Origin of the sequence: Paenibacillus sp. FSL R7-269, assembly GCF_000517865.1 — a bacterium.
In the GTDB taxonomy this organism is placed as follows: Bacteria; Bacillota; Bacilli; order Paenibacillales; family Paenibacillaceae; genus Paenibacillus_AQ.
Genome location: NZ_ASPS01000021.1, coordinates 54147 through 73446 on the forward strand (window position 1 = coordinate 54147; position 19300 = coordinate 73446).

Genomic DNA, 19300 nt, shown 5'->3' on the forward strand with positions numbered 1-19300 from the left:
CAGGGATGTCCGTAGCAGCTCAAGCGCTGTGGACATCCCTGTTCTTTTATGGTGATGCGTCAGTCTTCACACGTTCCGTTGCCTCTTCCTCTGCCTGCTCCTTTTCCAGCGCCGCCTTAAGATCATCCTGGACGCGGCGGCTCCAGAGCGGAACACCGGAGCGGTAGGCCGCGCGGCCTGTCAGATGAGCGGAGAGCGGCGAAGTCATGAATACGAACACGATTCCCAGCAGCAGCTTCGCACTGATGAAATCGAGGAAGAAGGCGAAATACAGGAAGGCGCCGCTGAGTACACAGAGCACACCAAGCGTAGCACTTTTGGCAGCGGCATGTGATCTTAAGTAGACATCGGGCAAGCGGATCAGCCCTACAGAGCTGACTGCGCTAAGCAAGGCTCCGGTCAGAATCAGCAGGACAAACACATACTCAATGACCGTCTTGATCATGTCCATGTTCAAACACCACTCCCCTTTCGATATATCTGGCCAAGGCCATCGTCCCGATAAAAGAGAGGATTCCAATCAGAAGAATATATTCTATAAAGGCTTGCGTCTTGAACAGAACCGAGAGGACCGCCACCATCGCCAGCAGATTGATACCGATGGTATCGAGTGCGGCAACCCGGTCAGGCAGCGATGGCCCCTTAACCAGCCTCCAGGCACAGATCGCGATGGAGATGACCATAATTGACAACGCCAGCATAAGAATCGATTGAATCATGAACGGGTCACCTCCTGAATCGCGCGTTCAAAGGTATTACGGATATTCGCATCGAACTGCTCCACATCCTGGATGTCCATGGCATGAATGTATAGGGTCCGGTTGTCTTTGGACACCTCGAGCACGACGGAACCCGGCGTAAGGCAGAGCATTGTGATCAGCACGGCTACCTCCCAGTCCGACTTCAGCTCTGTATGGTACATCAGGATAGCTGGGCGGATATTGAGATTCGGTCTAAGCACCGCCTTCACCACTACATAGCTGGATACCACCAGCTCCCGCAGCAGCAAGGCCACCAGCTTCAGAACCGCCCAAATTTTACCCAGATACAGCCGTCCGCCGAAGAAGCGCCGCATGACCACCAGCACGGCCACCCCCAGCACATAACCGATGATGAAGCCGGAGGCCGTCCAGTCATTATTCAGGAACATCCACAGGAAGGCAATCATGAGATTCAACAATATTTGAAAGGCCATCTTCATCGACTCCTTATGACAGCATTAATGTACGCTGCCGGATCAGCGAGGACTGCGCCGGCCTGTATTACATAGCCGTTCACCAGCTCAGCGCCAATACCCATTAGGATGACTAGAACAAACAGCACAGCAGCCGGTACCATCATCGCTTTGTAGCGCAGAGGGCGGATTTCTTCATCGCTCTTCTCGCCCCCCCAGAATACCTGCTGGAACACTTTGATCAGCGAATACAAAACCACGAAGCTGGAAGCCAAGGCGATGAGCGCAAGCACAGTGTGCTGCTCTCCGAAGCCGCTGCGGACCATCATGACCTTCCCGGCAAAACCGCTAAGCGGAGGAACACCGACCAGCGCCAGCGTCAGGACGAAGAACATCCAGCCCGTCCACGGATACCGGCGGATCAGACCGCCCATCAGCCTGAGCTGCTCCGTCCCCGAAGCCGCGACAATCAGCCCGCCCAGGAAGAACAGTAGCGCCTTGGCAACCATATCGTGCATCAGATAGAATACAACCCCGCTAAGCGAATCCTGGGTAGCCACGGAAATGCCGAAGGCGATGAAGCCGACACTGATGACAATATTATAATTGAAGATCCGGCTTAGATCATTATAGGCGAGTGCCCCTATGGCTCCAAGAATCATAGTGGCCCCTGCCATCCAGCCGATCAGCGAATGGGTCAAGCCCATATCATGTACAAAAATCAGCGAGAACGTTCTGGTGATGGCATACAGCCCCACCTTGGTAAGCAGTGCGCCGAACAATGCCCTTACCGCCTGCGGAGGAGCACTGTACGAATCCGGCAGCCAGAAGAATAACAGCAGACCTGCTTTGAGCGAGAACACCAGCAGCAGAAGCACGGCAATCACATTCATCACTCCGCCCTGCCCGGCCTCTCCCACACGGATGGCCAGATGAGCCATATTAAGCGTGCCTGTCGCAGCGTACAAATAGGCAATCGCCGCTACGAACAAGGTGGAGGAAATTATGTTGACAAGGATATACTTGAGCGTCTCGCGCAGCTGTACCTTGGTTCCACCCAAGACAATCATGGCGTAGGAAGCAACCAGCAGCACCTCGAAGCAGACAAACAGGTTGAACAGGTCACCCGTCAGGAACGAGCCGAACACGCCGGTGAGCAGGAAATGGAAGAACGTATAATAGTAGAAACGTTCCCGCTCCTCACCGATGCTTGCGAAGGAGAAGAACAGACAAGCTGCCCCTACCACCGCAGCCGTCAAGACGAGTAGCGCTGCGAACATGTCAGCTACGAAGACGATGCCGTAAGGCGGTAGCCACCCTCCCATATACAGCGTTTGAATCCCGTCCGTACGGACCTGGTACACAATAATAAGCGCTACTGCGATGTTCACCAGCACACTGATGGCACTGAGGATACGCTGCAGCTTCACTTTCTCTTTCAGAAAAATCAGGATGACCGCCGTAAAGGCCGGAATCAGCAAAGGCATTACCAGCAGGTTGTTCATGGTCTCTCCCCCTTGCTTCCTTCCACATCATCCGTCCCCGCCGAGCGGTAAGCCCGGTAGGCCAGAACGATGAAGAACGCGGATACCCCAAAGCTGATTACAATGGAAGTCAGGATAAGCGCCTGCGGCAGCGGATCGACATAACTGTCCGCCTTCTCGCCAAGCAGAGGTGAAGCGCCCGTCTTCAGGCCGGACATCGTCAGCAGCAGCAGATGAACGCCATGAGTCAGCAGCGTCGTCCCAAGCAGGATGCGGAGCAGACTTTTGGACAGGACCAGATAGACACCTACGGTAAACAAGACACCGATCGCCAGGGCAATAAGGATCTCCATTAGTTATCCCTCCCGACCGTAAAGATAATATTCATCGTGACACCGATCACCGAGAGGTAAACTCCCAGATCGAACAGCATCGCCGTGGTTAGCTCCGTCTTGCCCATGACCGGCAGTTCGAAGTAGCCGAAGGCTTGGGTCAGGAACGGAGCATCGAAGACAAAGGAACCGATTCCGGTGAGAAAAGCGATCATAATCCCGACTGCGATTAACTTGCGGTAATCGACCGGCAGCACCTTCTCTACAAACTCCGTGCCGAAGGCAATCGCAATCAGTACAAGCGCCGCAGCAGCCATCAAGGCTCCGATAAAGCCGCCGCCAGGCTGATTATGACCTGCGAAGAACAGGTACAGGGAGAACGTGATGATGATCACGAAGGCTACTTTTGCCACCGATTGCAGCAATACATCATTGCTGCGGGTATAGCGGCGCGTGTAGGACTCCGGTTTGCTTCTGGTCAGAACAGGCGTATGATCCTGCTCCAGCTGTAGCTTGATCATCGAGTAGATGGCCAGCGATGCCAGCCCCAGCACCGTAATTTCGAACATGGTATCGAAGCCGCGGAAGTCCACCAGCAGGACATTGACGATGTTCTTGCCGCCGCCAAGCTTGTAACTATTCTCCACATAGTAGGTTGAGATAGACTCGAACGGACTGCTGCCGAGCGCCGCCAGCGCCACCAGCGTCATCGTGATCCCGAAGCCTAAGGCGATGATCAGCTTGGGTACCTTGACCCGCATCTTGACCTTCTCCCGCTTCAGCTTCGGCAGATGCCGGAAGCAGAGCAGGAACAGCGTAACGGAGACCACCTCCACAATCATCTGGGTGAGGGCCAGATCGGGTGCACGGAACAGGATGAACAGCAGCGTCACCATGTAACCGACCATTCCCGTCATCAGAATCGCCGAGACTCTGGACTTGGCAAACGGAATGGCAAGCGCCCCTGTCAGCAGGACCAGTACGGCAACAACTTCAAAGAATGTGACCGGAGCATATTGCCCCTGGCCGAACGTAATGCCTTCCGAGTACAGCATCGTGCCGCCGACAACAGCGATAATCAGGGTGAAAATGTACATCAGATAATGACGCATTGAACCTGTCATGTACAGGCCTGTCACTGCACGGGATACGCTCTCCACGAGACGGATACTGCCGTCATACACATGGGTCAGCGTAAGTCCGGTGCGCCATTCCTTCTCGACCAGACTGAACCGGCCGTATACGCGGTATACGATAATCCCCAGAAGGATCACACCCAGCGTCATCCAGACCTCGGCGGTGAACCCGTGCCAGAAATAGATATTCACATAAAAAGGCGAGCTGGCGGCAATCTGCGGATGAATCGCATTCATCCCCGGCACGATCAGTGACTTCGACAGTATATTGGGGAAGAAGCCGGTGACTACGGCCAGTAATGCCAGAATCACTGGCGGAAGCAGAAGGCCGAAGGGCGCTTCATGCGGTTTTTTGTCCAGCTTCTCCGGCTGATATTTGCCGAAGAAGGTTTGGAAGACCATAATCATGCTGTATGCAAAGGTAAATATGCTTGCAATCCACGCCAGCACCGGGAAAAGGGTGAAGAAGGCCCCCGGGCTGAAGATATCCAGCTGTCTGATATTCAGCACAGCCGTGAAGAACATTTCCTTGCTCAGGAATCCGGCAAACGGCGGAAGACCCGCCATCGAGAAGCTGCCGATCAACGCCAGCGTGAAGGTGACCGGCATCAGAGACACCAGACCGCCGAGCTTGCGCAGATCACGGGTATTCGTCTCATGGTCGACAATTCCGACCACCATGAAGAGCGAACCTTTGAATATGGCATGATTAATTAAATGAAATAGGGCTGCCGTTGTTGCGGCGGTATAGAATACAGCCTCTTCCCCTGTGTAGAAGGACGCGGCTGAACCCATACCAAGTAATCCCATAATCAGTCCAAGCTGACTGATTGTAGAATAGGCTAACAGAGCCTTCAGGTCCGTCTGCTTCATCGCCTGGATCGATCCATAGATCAAGGTGATCAGGCCGACACCCGACACAATCCAAAACCACTCATGTTGCCCCGCGAACACCGGGCTGAAACGTGCTACCAGATATAAACCGGCTTTGACCATGGTTGCCGAGTGCAGATACGCACTGACCGGAGTCGGCGCTTCCATCGCATCAGGCAGCCAGATATGGAAGGGGAACTGGGCCGATTTGGTGAAGGCACCCAGCAGAATAAGCAGCATCGCAGGAATGAACAGCGTCTCTCCGCTGATATCGCCCACCTGGCTCCAGATCTCGCGGATACTGAACGTACCCGTCATCACATACAGCATCAGGAAGCCTGCGAACATCGCCAGACCGCCGAAGACGGTAATCAGCATGGACTTTTGTGCGCCATAGCGTGATTTCTGTCTCCGGTGCCAGTAGGCGATCAGAAGGAACGAGGAGACACTCGTTAGCTCCCAGAATCCGTATAACACCATAAGATTATCGGACAGCACGACTCCAAGCATCGCCCCCATGAATAACAGCAGATATACATAGAACGGCGTCAGCTCTTCCTTGCGTTTATCGAGATAAAATATGGAATAGATAAAGACCAGAGTACCCATGCCCGTAATTAACAAGGCGAACAGCAAGCTTAATCCATCGAGATGGAAGACCAGATCAATCCCAAGGGAAGGAATCCAGGACAGGGTCTCGTATCCGAGCTCCCCTCCCTTGATGACTGGAATCCGGGTCAAGAAATATATGAATAACGCCAGCGGTGCGGCTAATACAAGCCATCCTCTATGGAGCTTTCGCATCCTCCCGCGCAGAAGCGCTATCATCAGGGCCAGGAGAAACGGAACAAGAACGGTTATATGCAGCAAAGGCAAGCCTCCTTTTTCATTCTACAATTTGGGTTGTGAACGCTGGTACTTACTTCCTGAAGACAAGAGCCGGTTATAATGGCTCGGTCAGCGTTCCTTCACAGATATGCAAATATCTCGCTTTACCATCTTGCTCAATTTTGAACAAGCCATTCTCAAATTCTGTGTGCAATTCATGAAAAAATTTGCCTTTGATGTAATCGTCGCCTTCCGGCTCATCGCTGAGCTGGTATGCTCCCTCATTCTTCACCAGATAAGAGATTACGCCTTCTTCATGGGTCTCTTCGAGACCGGCGCGCATACGCTGAACTGCAACGACATGCAGATCCATCATATTCATCTTGCTGATCAGCTCATTGACAAAGTTGCGTTTGGTCAGCTCCTGCCACAAGGTCTGGGCGGATTGGCCAATAATGATCTGAGTGACCTCTTTCTCTTCTGCAGCTTCAACAATAACATCCGTTGTCTTGCGGCCCCGGCGTTTGCGGACCATAAATTCTGCCCCGGCTTCCTCTGCCAGGCGCTTCCAGACAGCCATATACATTTCTTTGCTATGATTATATTCATCGCTGTCCGAACTCTCCACATTAAGCACATAGAGCGGTGCCCCAAGCATCTCAGACAGCTCGACACCACGCCGGATTAGACGCTCCCCATGCGGCCCATAATGAACACATACCAAAATCTTTTCCTTGTGAATGACTTTCGCCCTCCTGTTAACATGGGTGAAAATACAAAAGGAGCCTAATGGCGTTAGGCCCCTCTTTGTTGTTTCCAACCCTGAAATATACTTAAATTATACCTATTCCGATTCTGTTTGTAAAGTTTACGGACAAGCGCACGTTTAGCTCAGGCTTGCGGCTGTGAATACCAGCACCCTTCCGTCTGTATTCAGAAGCTGGACACCGTTGTCCAGCTCTGCCAGCGGCTGGTCCCAGTGAACATGCCCGCTGCAGACCAGTACCTCCGGCCCGGCTTCCAGCCGCTCGCGAATGCCTGCATGTCCCGGTAGCTCTGCTCCAGGAAGGTCAGGGCTCTGGTGCAGCAGCAGCAGAGCGGGTCCGCGTTGCAGCAGCCACTCCAGTCTCTCCAGATACTCCTTCTCCGGCGTGCGGTTCGGCCGGCCTGCTCTTCCCGTGACGCCTCCAAGTCCAGCGATAAGCATATTCTCATGGTGCAGGACCGCCGGTTCGGTGAACAGATGCATTCCCGGTGTGGAGGCAAGCTCAGCTTCGCCTTCTGAAGTCAGAAGATCGTGGTTGCCGTTCACGCCGAATACCGTACCGAATCTGCGGCGGAAGGCCCGCCATACCGGCAGCGGATCACCGCTAGAACCTCTTACTGCAGTGTCTCCATATAGATCGCCGCATAAACAGACCAGCACCTGATCCGGGCGGACATCCGGCATATGGCGGAGAAGCAGACCTTCCAATGTGGCGGCAAGCTTCTCACCCACCAATAGATCGCTGTAATCTCCATTGTCAGACAAGGCAACTCCCTGAAGATCGGATGCGACGATCAGCACCTTCACCTCTTCCGGCAGTCCCTGCATTTCTCCCGGATATATCGGAAGCCCACCATATATTATTCCCTGGCTGCCGGGCGCCGCACTGACAAAGGGGACCACCTCCAGCGGTTCTTCCGCTACCCGTAAGACTCTAAGCTGCCCGCGTTCAGCCTTACGCCGCTTCATTCAGCACCTGCACTTCTTGCTGCCCGCCATGCCTCTAGAATAGAGACCGGTGCTTTGCTGCTGGCCGAGCCGCTACCCTTATCCGTCCAGAGCGGCGGGTAATACCCGAAGACCTGATCCGGCGCAAGCTTCTGCGTCTCCTCTTCCCATCCTTCCCAGCGGAACGTTTCATAGAACAGATCCAGGTCACCTTCCGCCAGCCAGCCGATGAAGCCCGAATAGGTTAATTCCGTCGTCTCCCATTCTAGCGCATCGGGGGCATAATAATAGATATGCCCGCTCTGTCCGAACCGCCCGGTATCCAGGCCGAAGAAGCCTCCGGCCGCATCATATGCTACAATTAGCACACCCGGCAGCGGGACTGTGTCATCTGCATCACCCAGACCGTTCCAGGAAGCAAGACTGCCGCAGACCCCTTCTGCTCCAGCGCCAAGCAAGGTAATCCAGCCATGCTCGAAGATAATACCTCCGGCTTCATAGGCAATGGCTCCCAGATAAGACCTCGTACTTACCTGCAGACGGACGAGCGTCAGCGCGGCTGCCTCCGGCTCTGCGGCCTCCAGCCGGTAGGTTCGCGGCCCTTGGCTCAGCAGCTCCCTGATCTCTTCCCAGGCATGATTCTCCACATCTACTAATTCTGCTACAGATAATAAGTGCATATGCTTCCGCCTCTCTCTCAATGCTTTATGCTGTTTCCAATATTTATATATACCCTATTTAAGGGGAACTGCAATCCTGAATTGACCAGAGGTTTATTAACACTCTGCCGCATTTAGCTTGCATAGTATGTAAGGTTCATAGAATTTCTTAATGACTCTGCCAAAAATAATTGATTGGCAAATTGATGTCAGGTTTTATAGAATTCTTTTAAATTCTAATTAATACGGGATAGCCCGAATTACAATCAGACAGGGAGTGCTTGCCAAAGTGTCCATCGTTCCTACACTAACGTCAGAAGTATCAAATGAGGCTGTGCAGTACGTGCAGCGGATCTATGCAGAGGTCCAGAAGCGCGATCCGCATGAGCCGGAATTTCACCAGGCTGTCCAGGAATTCCTGGAGAGCATCACCCCCGTTCTGACCCGCCACCCGCAGTATATGAAGCACGGGATTCTCGAGCGGCTGGTTGAGCCTGAGCGCAGCATCTCCTTCCGTGTCCCTTGGGTGGACGATGCCGGTAATACGCAGGTTAACCGCGGCTTCCGCATTCAATTCAACAGTGCCATCGGTCCCTACAAAGGAGGCCTGCGCTTCCATCCTTCTGTCTACCTCGGGATTATCAAGTTCCTGGGCTTCGAGCAGATCTTCAAAAACTCGCTGACCGGCCTGCCCATGGGCGGCGGCAAGGGCGGCAGCGACTTCGATCCCAAGGATAAATCGGATCAAGAGGTTATGCGCTTCACCCAGAGCTTCATGACGGAATTGTACCGCCACATTGGGCAGGATACAGATGTTCCTGCAGGAGATATCGGTGTAGGCGCGCGCGAGATCGGTTATATGTTCGGCCAATACAAACGGATTCACGGCGGGCATGCTGCCGGGGTTCTTACCGGAAAAGGGCTGCTCTACGGCGGCAGTCTGGCGCGCAAGGAAGCTACCGGCTATGGCTGTGTATACTTCGTGCAGGAGATGCTGTCATCGCGCGGAGCAAGCTTTAAGGACAGCAAGGTGGTCATCTCCGGTTCCGGGAATGTCTCCATCTATGCGATCGAGAAGGCTCAGCAGCTTGGCGCCCACGTAATTGCCTGCAGTGACTCGAACGGTTACATTCATGATCCTCAGGGCATCAATCTGGCTACCGTCAAAAGACTGAAGGAAACAGAACGCCTGCGCATCAGCGAATATGTGAAGGAGCACCCGCATGCCGAGTATGTTGAGGGCTGTAGCGGAATCTGGTCACTGCCTTGCGATATCGCCCTGCCGTGTGCTACGCAGAACGAGCTGGATTTGGAATCCGCCCGGACGCTGATTCTGAACGGTGTTCAGGCCATTGGCGAAGGCGCCAATATGCCGACCACCCTCCAAGCGGTGGAGCTGTTCCTGGAGAACCAGGTGCTGTTTGCTCCAGCCAAGGCAGCCAATGCCGGCGGCGTAGCCGTCTCAGGCCTAGAGATGAGCCAGAACAGCATGCGTCTGTCCTGGACCTTCGAAGAGGTGGACGAGAAGCTGCAACTCATTATGAAAAATATCTACAGCAGCACCGTTCAGGCGGCTGAGGATTATGGCGTCGCTGGTAACCTGGTTGCCGGTGCCAACATCGCCGGGTTCCTGAAGGTTGCCGATACCATGCTGGCGCAGGGTATCGTGTAACTGTTATAGACTTAATTGATACTAGAAGAGGTGTCCCTGAGCCATTTGGCTGGGGACACCTCTTTTTTAGGTTGAGGGAATAGATGGTTGGTTATACTGTGTGCTTGCTAGTCGTTAGTCTGAGCTCATGCGGTTGGACGAATGCGTACGATTGGCGACTCAGGTGCATTTGTGCTCCTAATTCGCTCAAATAGGTGACTTCCGGTGGATTCAGGAGCACTAATGCTCCTCATTTGCTCATATAGCTGACTTCTTGCGAATTCAGGTGCACTAATACTCCTCATTACTCTCCTTCAGTCACACGCGGCCTCACCAAAGGGATTTATCCCTCTCATGCTGCCCTCTAGCCAACTTCCAACCTCACCAAGGGGATTTATCCCTCTCATGCTGCCCTCCAGCCAACTTCCAGCCTCACCAAAGGGATTTATCCCTCTCAATCAGCTCTCCAGCCAACTTCCAGCAGTTCAGTTGTCAACACGCTTTCTGGTTCTGTCATTCAGCGTATAGCTAAAGCGTAGCCTTTTAAGGCAACACAGCTTTACGCATCTGCCGAACGCCCTCCCCCAAGTGGTGCCTCCATTTAACCGGAATGAGCGATTTTTTGTTTCTTTTTTTAAGGATGGACGGGTCGTTTCCCGCTTAAACAGCAGAGCGGGCAGAACGACCCGCGGAAATGCGGAGCGTCCACCCAAGCGCTCACATTGATTCTACTCCAAAATAAAGAGCTGCCCCTAGCCATTTCATGGCTTTGGGACAGCTCCATTCATTGTTGCCTACAGCAGCTCGCGCCGCAGTTCCTCAGCAGATCTTGGGGAGAGGTGGCCGAGCGGAATGTCGAATACCGTCTTGGCTCCTGTCTGGCCTTCCTGCTTCAGGCGCACAGCAGCGCGGGCATAGGCGGCCAGGACGCTGGCGGTGAATTCCGGGTTACTGTCCAGCTTCAGCCCGAATTCAGCAATCTGCTTACTTCCGCCACCGGTCACTCCGCTGCGGATGACGAAGCCGCCATGCGGCATCCCTGAATGCTTCTCGGCAAGCTCTTCAGCCGACACAAAGTTTACCGTTGTATCATAATCGGCGAAATAGTTCGGCATCTCTACAATGGTGCGGGTAATAGCATCGCGGTCAGCTCCTGCTTCAGCCACTACGTAGCATTCCCGGCGGTGCTTCTCGCGGGTGGACAGCTGCGGGGTTTCTCCTCCGCGAATGCTGTCAATAACCTCTTGGACAGGCACGGTATATTGCACGCCTGCCTTGACACCGGGAACCCGGCGGATCGCATCCGAATGCCCTTGGCTGACTCCCGTACCCCAGAACGTATAATCCTCGCCTACCGGCAGGATGGACTGCATCAGCAGCCGGTTCATGGAGAACATGCCCGGGTCCCAGCCGGTGGAGATCACACTTACGCTGCCGCCTTCGCGGGCGGACTTGTCCACCGCAGCGAAGAAGTCGGGGATTTTGGCATGCGTGTCAAAGCTGTCCACCGTATTGAACAACCGGGCCAGCTGCGGAGTCTGCTCCGGCAGATCTGTCGCGGAACCGCCGCACAGAATCATTACATCAATTTTGCCTATGTACTGCTCGGCGGCTGAGATGTGCTCGGTGAGTGTTCCTGTGATGTCTGCCAACTGCTGGGGGTCTCTACGGGTAAATATGGCTACCAGCTCCATATCAACATTCTGCGCAATGGCCTGCTGTACCCCTTTGCCCAAATTTCCGTATCCGACGATCCCTACTCTAATGGTTGATGTCATGTCTGTAATATCCTCCCTTGCCGGTTAACCCGGAGATATGAATCCTTCAAAAGTTAAGTATATATACATTACACGAAATGTAAACATCAAGTTGTACAGCCGCACCGACCAGATTATTGCCCCGTTCCCAGAAAGCTATCCACAATGAATTTCAGCTGTGCTTCCAGAGAGATCGGGTCATTGTAGTATGAGCCTTTCTCATCAATGAAATAGACACGATTATTCTTCACAGCCGGGAGTGACTTCCATACCTTGCTGCCGTACACAACATTGGCATCCCCGTCATCCCAGCCCCAGTTGCTGGTGAATATATAGTCTCCCGCATACTCCGGCAGCAGCTCCAGCGACAGATCACCTCCGAAACCTTCCCCGTCAATCAGCGTGGTCCGGATAATCTCCGGCGCCTTCAGGCCGAGGTCCCCATACAGAATCTCACCGCCTCTTCCTCCCTTGTTGCCCCAGGCATAAATGCCCTTCGCATAGGGCTGGAGAATCGATACCGTCTTGTCCCCGACAACTTCAGTAATCTTCGGCTTCACTTCAGCGATTCTATCGTTCCACCCGTCAATCCACTGCTGCGCCTCCGCTTCCTTGCCGGTAATCTTGCCGAATTCGAGCAACAGGTCCTGCGGAGTACCCCCGCCGTATTTCAGCCGGACCACCGGAGCGATCTGGACAAGCTGCTCATACTGGGATTCTTCGATATAGTCAAAAGTCAGAATCAGATCCGGGTCCAGCTTGAGAATAGCCTCAGCATTCGGCTCCGCCCCGATATTCACGATATCATCCAGCTGACCCGCATGGAACGGATTCTTCAAGGAGTCATCCGAAGCTGCGACCGGCTTCACACCGAGCACCAGCAGATTGCCGATTGCGCTGCCTGTCAGATCAATAATCCGCTGCGGGTTTACTGGAATGCTGACCTCTCCCTTGCCGTCAGTATATACCTTCGTTGCTGCAGCCGTATTGCCTGTAGTAGAGCCCGGAGCCGCCGCTTCGCTCCCCGGATTGGACGTACTCACGGATTGAGCAGCCTTATTTCCTGCCGCACCATTATTCGCCGATGTCCCTGCACCAGCCCCCGAACATGCGCTTAGCAGCAGGGTTACGCACAATAATAAAACCGCTGTAGCCATAGATGCCGTCTTCGTTCCCCGCATCACTGGTAATCCCCCTTTTCGATGTAAATGATAATAGTTCTCACTGCTTTGGATACTATAGCACCTGGAATTATGAGCTACAAGGGCAGTTATCGGATCAACAACAGGCGATTCTTGCACAAGCAGCTTGGCATCCATTCTCATTCTGAATTGTACCGGCGGGCTACCATAATACTTCTTGAAATTCCGGCTGAAGGTATGGGCATCGGGATAGCCTGTCCGTTCCGCGATCTCCTGCACGCTATATCCGCTATGCAGCAGATCATGCGCTGCCCTCTCCATGCGGATCTGTGTAAGTACACGGATAGGCCCTGCCTGCATCCGGCTCTTGAACAGCTTGCTCAGGTAGCTGACGCTGCAATCAAATTGATCAGCCAGAGTATCCAGTGTGATCTGCTCCCTGTAATGCTCCCGCATGAACCGCAGAGCCTGGGCCAGCAGGTCCGGCTGAACCGGAACAAGACCCTGCTGCTTCATCTGAGCCAGCACCTCATGCACAAACTGAAGAAACAGCGATCTCACATAGAGATGCTGCAGCGGATCTGCGGTTAACCACTCTATGTGCATCTGTCCTAGCCGGTCCAGCAGGGGATGCGCGTAAGTTGGACTGAAGCTGTATTGATGCCTGGCAGGATTCTCCTGCTCCAGCAGCTTTATCCCTCTGCCCGCTTGAGGCAGCATCAGCACTGCCTTGTACAGCACCAGGAAGTATTCGAAGGCCTCATCCGCATGCACCGCAAGAACCGCTCCCCGCCCGCCATGCACGAGCTGATTACGTCTCAAGGTAGTCTGTAGCTCATCCAGCTGTACTTGCGCCTGTCCCTGCACTGCATACAAGAATCCACTCGCAGGCAATTGGTAATACGGAAGTGCCGAGCCTGCCGGAAGTCTTCCTCTGCGGATATCCATAATCCTGACCGATGCTTGGTTCCACCACTGTATATGTTCGTTCAGCTTCATCTCTATTCCCCGCTTATCTTTATTCCGCTATATCCTTTGCCGGTTAATCACATTATAATTGATAACCATTCTCATTAATACCCCGTACTATAGCCCACGCCATAGACTAACGCCCTGCATACCATAACCTAGTCAAAGTCATATTCTTGCATGCCAATATTAGCTCAAAAGGAGCTGGAAACCAGTGAACTCAGCAACAAAGCTTACCGGACGCGTCGTCTACAAAGGTGATCCGGGTTATGAAGCAGCGCGTAAAAATTGGGACCCGCATACCGACAGATTCCCCAAAGTATTCGTGTTCGCCCAGAAGACACAGGATGTAGCCAATGCCATTAAATGGGCCAACGAGCACCGGATTCCCATCCGGCCCAGAGGCGGCAGACATGCGCTGGAGGTCAATCTGTCCCAAGTGAACGGCGGCATCGTCATTGATGTCAGTGAAATGAACAGCATTAAACTAAGCCGAAAAACCGGGACAGCCGTCGTTGGAGCCGGAAATACAGTCGGGAGAATCGCCCATACGCTGGCCCGGAAAGGGTATATGTCGCCCTTCGGGGATAGTCCAACCGTTGGAATCGGCGGCATTACACTGGGCGGCGGCATCGGCCCGCTCCAGCGTACCCTGGGGCTGGTCAGCGATAATCTGGTGGAGCTTGAAATGGTCGATGCCAAGGGTAGAATTATTATTGCGAATAAGAAAAGTAATGCCGATCTGCTCTGGGCTTCCCGCGGGGGCGGCGGAGGGAATTTCGGCGTATGCACCCGTTACAAATTCAAAGTACGCCCGGCTCCGGCCACAGCAACGGTATTCCGTATCACCTGGCCCTGGAGCCAGTTCGAGAAGGTACTGAAGACCTGGCAGCGCTGGGCGCCCGCAGTGAATACGAGACTGGGCAGCGAATTATCCATCGGTCCCAAAAAAGGCGGAAATGTCAGCATGCTGGGGCTCTTCCTTGGATCTAAGGCCGAGGCGGTCCGCCTCTTGAAGCCCATTACAAGCGTAGGAACGCCTACGATCCAAACGATCCGTTCTCTGCCTTATCCGCAGGTAGTCAGCTTCTTGCTTGCTCCCGATCCGGTACAGACCCAGCGGTTCAGCAACCAGTTCTCCAGCGGCTTCGGACGGAAACCGTTCCCGCAGCAGGCATTCAAGCCGATGCGTGAGTTCCTGGAGAAGGTGGAGGGGAAAGACGCCGGGTTCTTTTTCCTCAACTGGGGTGGGGCTGTAAGCCGTAAATCTCCTAAAGCTACCGCCTTCTACTGGCGCAAGGCCAAATTCTATGTGGAGTGGAACAGCTCCTGGATCAAGAAAGCAGATGCCGCCAAAAACATATTCTACGTCCGCAACACCCGCCGCAAGCTGCAGCCGTTCATCGTGGGAAGTTATATCAATGTGCCCGACCAGGGCATCAAGCATTCCGGCCCGGTCTATTATGGAACGAACTATCCCCGGTTGCGCAGGGTCAAAGCAAAGTATGACCCCGGCAATGTGTTCAACAATCCGCAGAGCATCCCGCCATCCCGCACCACAAGCTGATTTCCGCACAAAAAAGCAGGAGGGGGTTGCCGCCCCCGCCTGCCCGTTGATTCTAAATATACCGCTACCCTGGTATTGCCATTTACTTCTTAAGTGTAATCTGGAACTTCGCACCCGCCCCGCCTGCAAATACAATCTTACCCTGCTCTGGCAGCAGGACCTGATTCTTCCCGCTGACCACGGTGTGGTTCACACAGATTCCGGCTTGATCATATACCGCAAAAGAGCTGTTCGCAGGTAACTTTACGGTCATAAGCTTCCCTTGGGCTGACTTCGGCACACTGTACCACTTGGCATAGCCGCTTGCTGAGACCGTTGCGGATGACTTCGCGCCTGCATAGAGGTCTGTGACCGCTTGTTCACTAACGTACAGGCTGCCTGCTACCGCCATATACTCTATTCCATTGTCTGTATAGAAATCGATCTGCATATTGTCACGGCCTGCCATCCCGGGAATCTGCTGTTCATTTAATACCTGATTTGCGCTCAGAATCTTATGGCCGTTAATATATCCCGGTGTATTTTTGTCCAAGTTGACTGGTACAACCGGCAGCCCGTATTGATAGAGCATCGATGAATACTTCTCGGATATCGAATAATATCGGGTATTGTCCCGCTTCTCCCATGCGTCTGCAACCTCTGCAGATAAGGGATTGGGATCAAGCTTCTCAGCAGTGTATTCAGAGGTCGCCGCCTGTCCAAGCTCCGGTACACTTATATAAGAACGGGACCACATATAGGTACGCCCATTTTTCTCAACCACGAATTTTATTTTTTCCGTTCCTTCTTTATTTACAAAAGAGCCGTCGGCTGTGTACGTATACTTCTGCACAGCACTGTCCGGCACGCCGCTCGCTGCTACAGACAGTTCCCCTGCCGGAGTGATCTCTGCCTTTAACAACGCAGAGTTGCCATAGAGACCGGCATATTGAGAGACTTCCTTGGGCATAACGGCGGGTACTGGAGTCCCGAAGGATTGTTCCGGCTTCAACTGCTTAATGATTTGTTTGTCCTGAAGCACACGGAGCAGCAGTTCACTTGCCATCATTTGATCGATCAAGCTTGAACCGTCTGAAGAGATCACAGCCGCAGCCAGGTTCAATTCCGGGAGTACCACTAACGAGGAGTGATAGGACATGGTGTCTCCGCCTTTGACCAGCGCCTGGATTCCGTATTGGTTGAAGGGAAACAGTTCTACGCTGTCCCAGCCTAATCCATAAGCTAAGGAGCCGTCGCTTGACGGAGGCCACATGCCTTTTTTATACTCTGGCTGGGCCATGGCGGTTAAGGAATTCTTCGAGAGAATGCCCTTGTTCTGAGCCGTGAAAATCTGCGAGAATCGCACCAGATCTTCCGCTGTAGAGAAGATTCCGCCCGAACCGATAACCGCGTAATTCTCCTGGGGAAGCTGCCCCTCATACGTGGAAGAATAGATACCGGCCATTGCCTTCAGATCCATAGGGTCACGCGGGGTTCTGGTATGGTTCATCTCCAGAGGCTTAGTGATGTACTTGTGCAAAAATGTTGTGAAGCTCATGCCGCTGACCCGTTCGACCAGGATCTCAGCCAAGGTGAAGCCGTCGTTGCAGTAGACGGAGAAGGCTCCCGGATCTGCCTTCAGGTTCTGAGTGGCCAGTTGTTCCAGCAAATGATCGTGTGCGTACGAATCATTATCGTTATAGAGCGCCACATTCGGACCCGGTTTGCCGAGCAGGCCGGAGGAATGATTGAGCAGCATACGCGGGGTGATCTGCGTGTACCGGCTGTCCTTCATCTTGAATTCAGGAATGTAGTTCACTACGGGAGCATCCAGATCTACTTTTCCTTCATCTACAAGCTTCATCACAGCGGCGGTCAGCATCATTTTACTCGTTGAGCCTATCCCATATATAGTATTGGACGTAAGGGGACGCTTGCCGTTCAGATCGTTTTTGCCTGCCTGGCCTGAGACTACAATCTTGCCATGGTCGATTAACGCATACTGTACACTTGGAACACCATATGTCTCTGTCAGCAGTGCGGCCTTGTCCTCCGCCAGCTTCTGGGCGGCAGTGTATAGGGCAGGCTGGAGCGCCCCGGCAGCCGGTGCAGCCATAGCAGACATGGGAGCAAGCATAGTCACTACGAACGCTGCTGCCAAAGAAAATTTTGCGCTTGCTGTGCGTATGCTTGTCTTCGTGGTTCTTCTCTCTCTTAGCTTCATTGCTGCATCTACTCCTATCTTGATCTTAATGGTACAAGCCGCCTGATTCGGCGCTACAGACAGCTTAGCTTGCCATAATGTCCTCAGAGTGACGGCAAGATGAACAGAAGATGAACAGGCCAAAAAAAACATGAAACAGCGGTTCGCCCGTGAAGGGAGAACCGCTGCCATATTGTGCGTATCGGGTGTAACGGAGTTGTCAGGCTTATTGGGCTGAGTTCGCCAGGAATTCATCAATCTGACGCTGCACCTCTGCGATGATGGTATCGATACCGGCAGACTTAACCTGCTGCTGGAGCTTAGCCAGACCCGCATCTACATCCTTCACCGTTCCGTATTCCAGCGGAATGCCGTATTGCAGCATCACATTACCGACGTTGGCTACTTCTGTCTTCACCTTGCTGTTATCGAAGACGAAGGTCTCCAGCGGATAGTGATAGACTTCCTTCTCCCATTTGTCAGTCAGGGCGTTCGCTTCATCCGGGAAGGAAGCATTATCCCGGTTCAGCGGCGAGTTGAAGCCCCAGTTCGAGAAGCCGGTGTAGTTGGCATTCTTCTCGGCGTTCGTGAATTTATCTTCGCCGACCGGATTATAATGCACCGCCGTGATGCCGTTCATCATAAGATCATGCAGCTCCTTGTCGTTCTGGAGCAAATCGATCATCATCAGTGCACGTTCCGGCTGCTTGGAGGTGGAGTGAATCGCTACGCCGTTCTGCGTAGAAACAGCAACGGATTTTTTCTTATCCGGGTTAATATCGGCCAGAGCCAGCTCATACGGGGAGTTCTTCTCCCGCATATCGGTCATCAAGGCGCCAAGCGTACCCAGATTGTGGGTGATGGAGGCTGCCTTACCTGCCTTGAATTCCTGCTGATGATCCAGCTTGCTGTTCAGTGCGCTCTTTGACCAGGCGTTATTCTCGGCCAGATCTTTATAATAGTAGACAAGCTCCTTGAATTCAGGAGTCTCATATAAGTTGAACACTTTGCCAGCCGGATCATCCAGCTTGAAGCCCATCGGCAGATCGAGGTCGAACAGATTCCATTCATTCTGTTGCTTCAGCAGGATCCGGTCCAGATTATGCAGCTTCCAGTCTCCGGTCTCCGGTACGAATGGGGTCATCCCCTTCTCTTTACCGGATATAGTCTTGAGATAGTTGGCGTACGCCTCCGGGCTGTTGATCTCCGGCAGGTTATATTTTTTGCGCAGGTCTTCGCGGTACAGAATCAGCTTCTCTACGGTTTCGCCGCGGTTCTGAGGCACCATATACAGCTTGCCGTTCACCTTCGCCTGACCCCAGGCTACTTCAGGCATCGCCTTCCAGGTCATCGGTGCATATTTCTCCAGCATCTCGTTTGTCAGCTCCAGGAACCCGCCTTTGAGTGCCTGGTCGTTATAGCCTGCCCAATTGGCAGCATAGATCAGATCGAAGTCCTCGTTAGCCGCCAGCTTAAGCGGATATTTCTGCGCCCAGTCGGACCAGTCCAGGAACTCGGCTTCCAGTGTGGCGTTGATTTTCTCCTTCAGCTTCTTATTGATCTCTCCGAATACCTGATCATAATCAACCGGCTTCGGACCTACGAAGATCATCTTCAGGGTAACAGGCTGGGATGTATCCACTGCACCCGCATCCTTGGCTGGCTGTGCGTTTGTTCCTGCAGCTTCCGTTGCTGCGGCTGAGGCCTTCGGCTCCGCTGCGTTTCCACCGGCATTGCCGTTACCGCCTCCGCACGCGCTAAGCAGAGAGATCATCAGGATACTGGACATCAGTGTCATTGCTTTTTTCTTATTCACTAGAATTTCCCCCCAG

The 19300-nt window shown here is 53.3% G+C and carries 15 protein-coding genes; 2 read left to right on the forward strand and 13 right to left on the reverse strand.

Annotated features, from left to right (window positions below; translation table 11 throughout):
• Nucleotides 1–46 precede the first annotated feature (46 nt).
• The 9 genes from mnhG to C162_RS10885 all read right to left on the reverse strand — a co-directional run bounded on the left by mnhG (nt 47) and on the right by C162_RS10885 (nt 8221).
• Nucleotides 47–451 carry a monovalent cation/H(+) antiporter subunit G gene (gene mnhG / locus C162_RS10845; RefSeq protein WP_051493387.1) on the reverse strand — a complete coding sequence of 135 codons (405 nt, stop codon included), beginning with the start codon at nt 449–451 and terminating at the stop codon, nt 47–49.
• Entirely contained in the window at nt 426–719 is a 294-nt protein-coding gene (locus tag C162_RS10850; protein WP_036694318.1) for a Na(+)/H(+) antiporter subunit F1, read from the reverse strand. The genes mnhG and C162_RS10850 overlap by 26 nt, the downstream gene beginning before the upstream one ends.
• Nucleotides 716–1195 (reverse strand): Na+/H+ antiporter subunit E, encoded by a 480-nt coding sequence (locus C162_RS10855; RefSeq protein ID WP_036694319.1) that lies wholly within the window; start codon nt 1193–1195, stop codon nt 716–718. Before C162_RS10855 ends, C162_RS10850 begins: the two co-directional genes overlap by 4 nt.
• Nucleotides 1196–1197: 2 nt before the next feature.
• Nucleotides 1198–2679 (reverse strand): Na+/H+ antiporter subunit D, encoded by a 1482-nt coding sequence (locus C162_RS10860; protein ID WP_036694321.1) that lies wholly within the window; start codon nt 2677–2679, stop codon nt 1198–1200.
• Nucleotides 2676–3011 (reverse strand): Na(+)/H(+) antiporter subunit C, encoded by a 336-nt coding sequence (locus C162_RS10865; RefSeq protein WP_036694323.1) that lies wholly within the window; start codon nt 3009–3011, stop codon nt 2676–2678. The genes C162_RS10860 and C162_RS10865 overlap by 4 nt, the downstream gene beginning before the upstream one ends.
• Entirely contained in the window at nt 3011–5875 is a 2865-nt protein-coding gene (locus C162_RS10870) for a Na+/H+ antiporter subunit A (protein ID WP_036694324.1), read from the reverse strand. The genes C162_RS10865 and C162_RS10870 overlap by 1 nt, the downstream gene beginning before the upstream one ends.
• 67 nt (nt 5876–5942) lie before the next feature.
• Nucleotides 5943–6551 (reverse strand): universal stress protein, encoded by a 609-nt coding sequence (locus C162_RS10875; RefSeq protein WP_235218403.1) that lies wholly within the window; start codon nt 6549–6551, stop codon nt 5943–5945.
• Nucleotides 6552–6713: 162 nt separating this feature from the next.
• Nucleotides 6714–7562 carry a metallophosphoesterase family protein gene (locus C162_RS10880; RefSeq protein ID WP_036694326.1) on the reverse strand — a complete coding sequence of 283 codons (849 nt, stop codon included), beginning with the start codon at nt 7560–7562 and terminating at the stop codon, nt 6714–6716.
• Nucleotides 7559–8221, reverse strand: coding sequence for a DUF2625 family protein (locus C162_RS10885; RefSeq protein WP_036694328.1), 663 nt, complete (start codon nt 8219–8221; stop codon nt 7559–7561). The genes C162_RS10880 and C162_RS10885 overlap by 4 nt, the downstream gene beginning before the upstream one ends.
• A 274-nt stretch (nt 8222–8495) precedes the next feature.
• Between C162_RS10885 and gdhA the strand changes: the two genes are divergently transcribed.
• On the forward strand, nt 8496–9872 hold the full coding sequence (gdhA, locus tag C162_RS10890; protein ID WP_036694548.1) for an NADP-specific glutamate dehydrogenase: 1377 nt from the start codon (nt 8496–8498) through the stop codon (nt 9870–9872).
• 773 nt (nt 9873–10645) lie between these two features.
• Here gdhA and C162_RS10895 read toward each other — a convergent pair.
• The gene (locus C162_RS10895) at nt 10646–11629 is read right to left on the reverse strand and encodes a diaminopimelate dehydrogenase (RefSeq protein ID WP_036694329.1); all 984 of its coding nucleotides are present in this window, start codon (nt 11627–11629) and stop codon (nt 10646–10648) included.
• Nucleotides 11630–11742: 113 nt separating this feature from the next.
• Entirely contained in the window at nt 11743–13749 is a 2007-nt protein-coding gene (locus C162_RS10900) for an AraC family transcriptional regulator (protein ID WP_036694330.1), read from the reverse strand.
• 184 nt (nt 13750–13933) lie between these two features.
• Between C162_RS10900 and C162_RS10905 the strand changes: the two genes are divergently transcribed.
• Nucleotides 13934–15286 carry an FAD-binding oxidoreductase gene (locus C162_RS10905; protein ID WP_036694331.1) on the forward strand — a complete coding sequence of 451 codons (1353 nt, stop codon included), beginning with the start codon at nt 13934–13936 and terminating at the stop codon, nt 15284–15286.
• 82 nt (nt 15287–15368) lie between these two features.
• On the opposite strand, the gene C162_RS10910 is transcribed toward C162_RS10905, so the two are convergent.
• Nucleotides 15369–17489 (reverse strand): serine hydrolase domain-containing protein, encoded by a 2121-nt coding sequence (locus C162_RS10910; protein ID WP_036694332.1) that lies wholly within the window; start codon nt 17487–17489, stop codon nt 15369–15371.
• A gap of 205 nt (nt 17490–17694) precedes the next feature.
• Complete coding sequence (locus C162_RS10915) at nt 17695–19284, reverse strand: ABC transporter substrate-binding protein (RefSeq protein ID WP_327196379.1); 1590 nt, start codon at nt 19282–19284, stop codon at nt 17695–17697.
• Between the last annotated feature and the right edge of the window lie 16 nt (nt 19285–19300).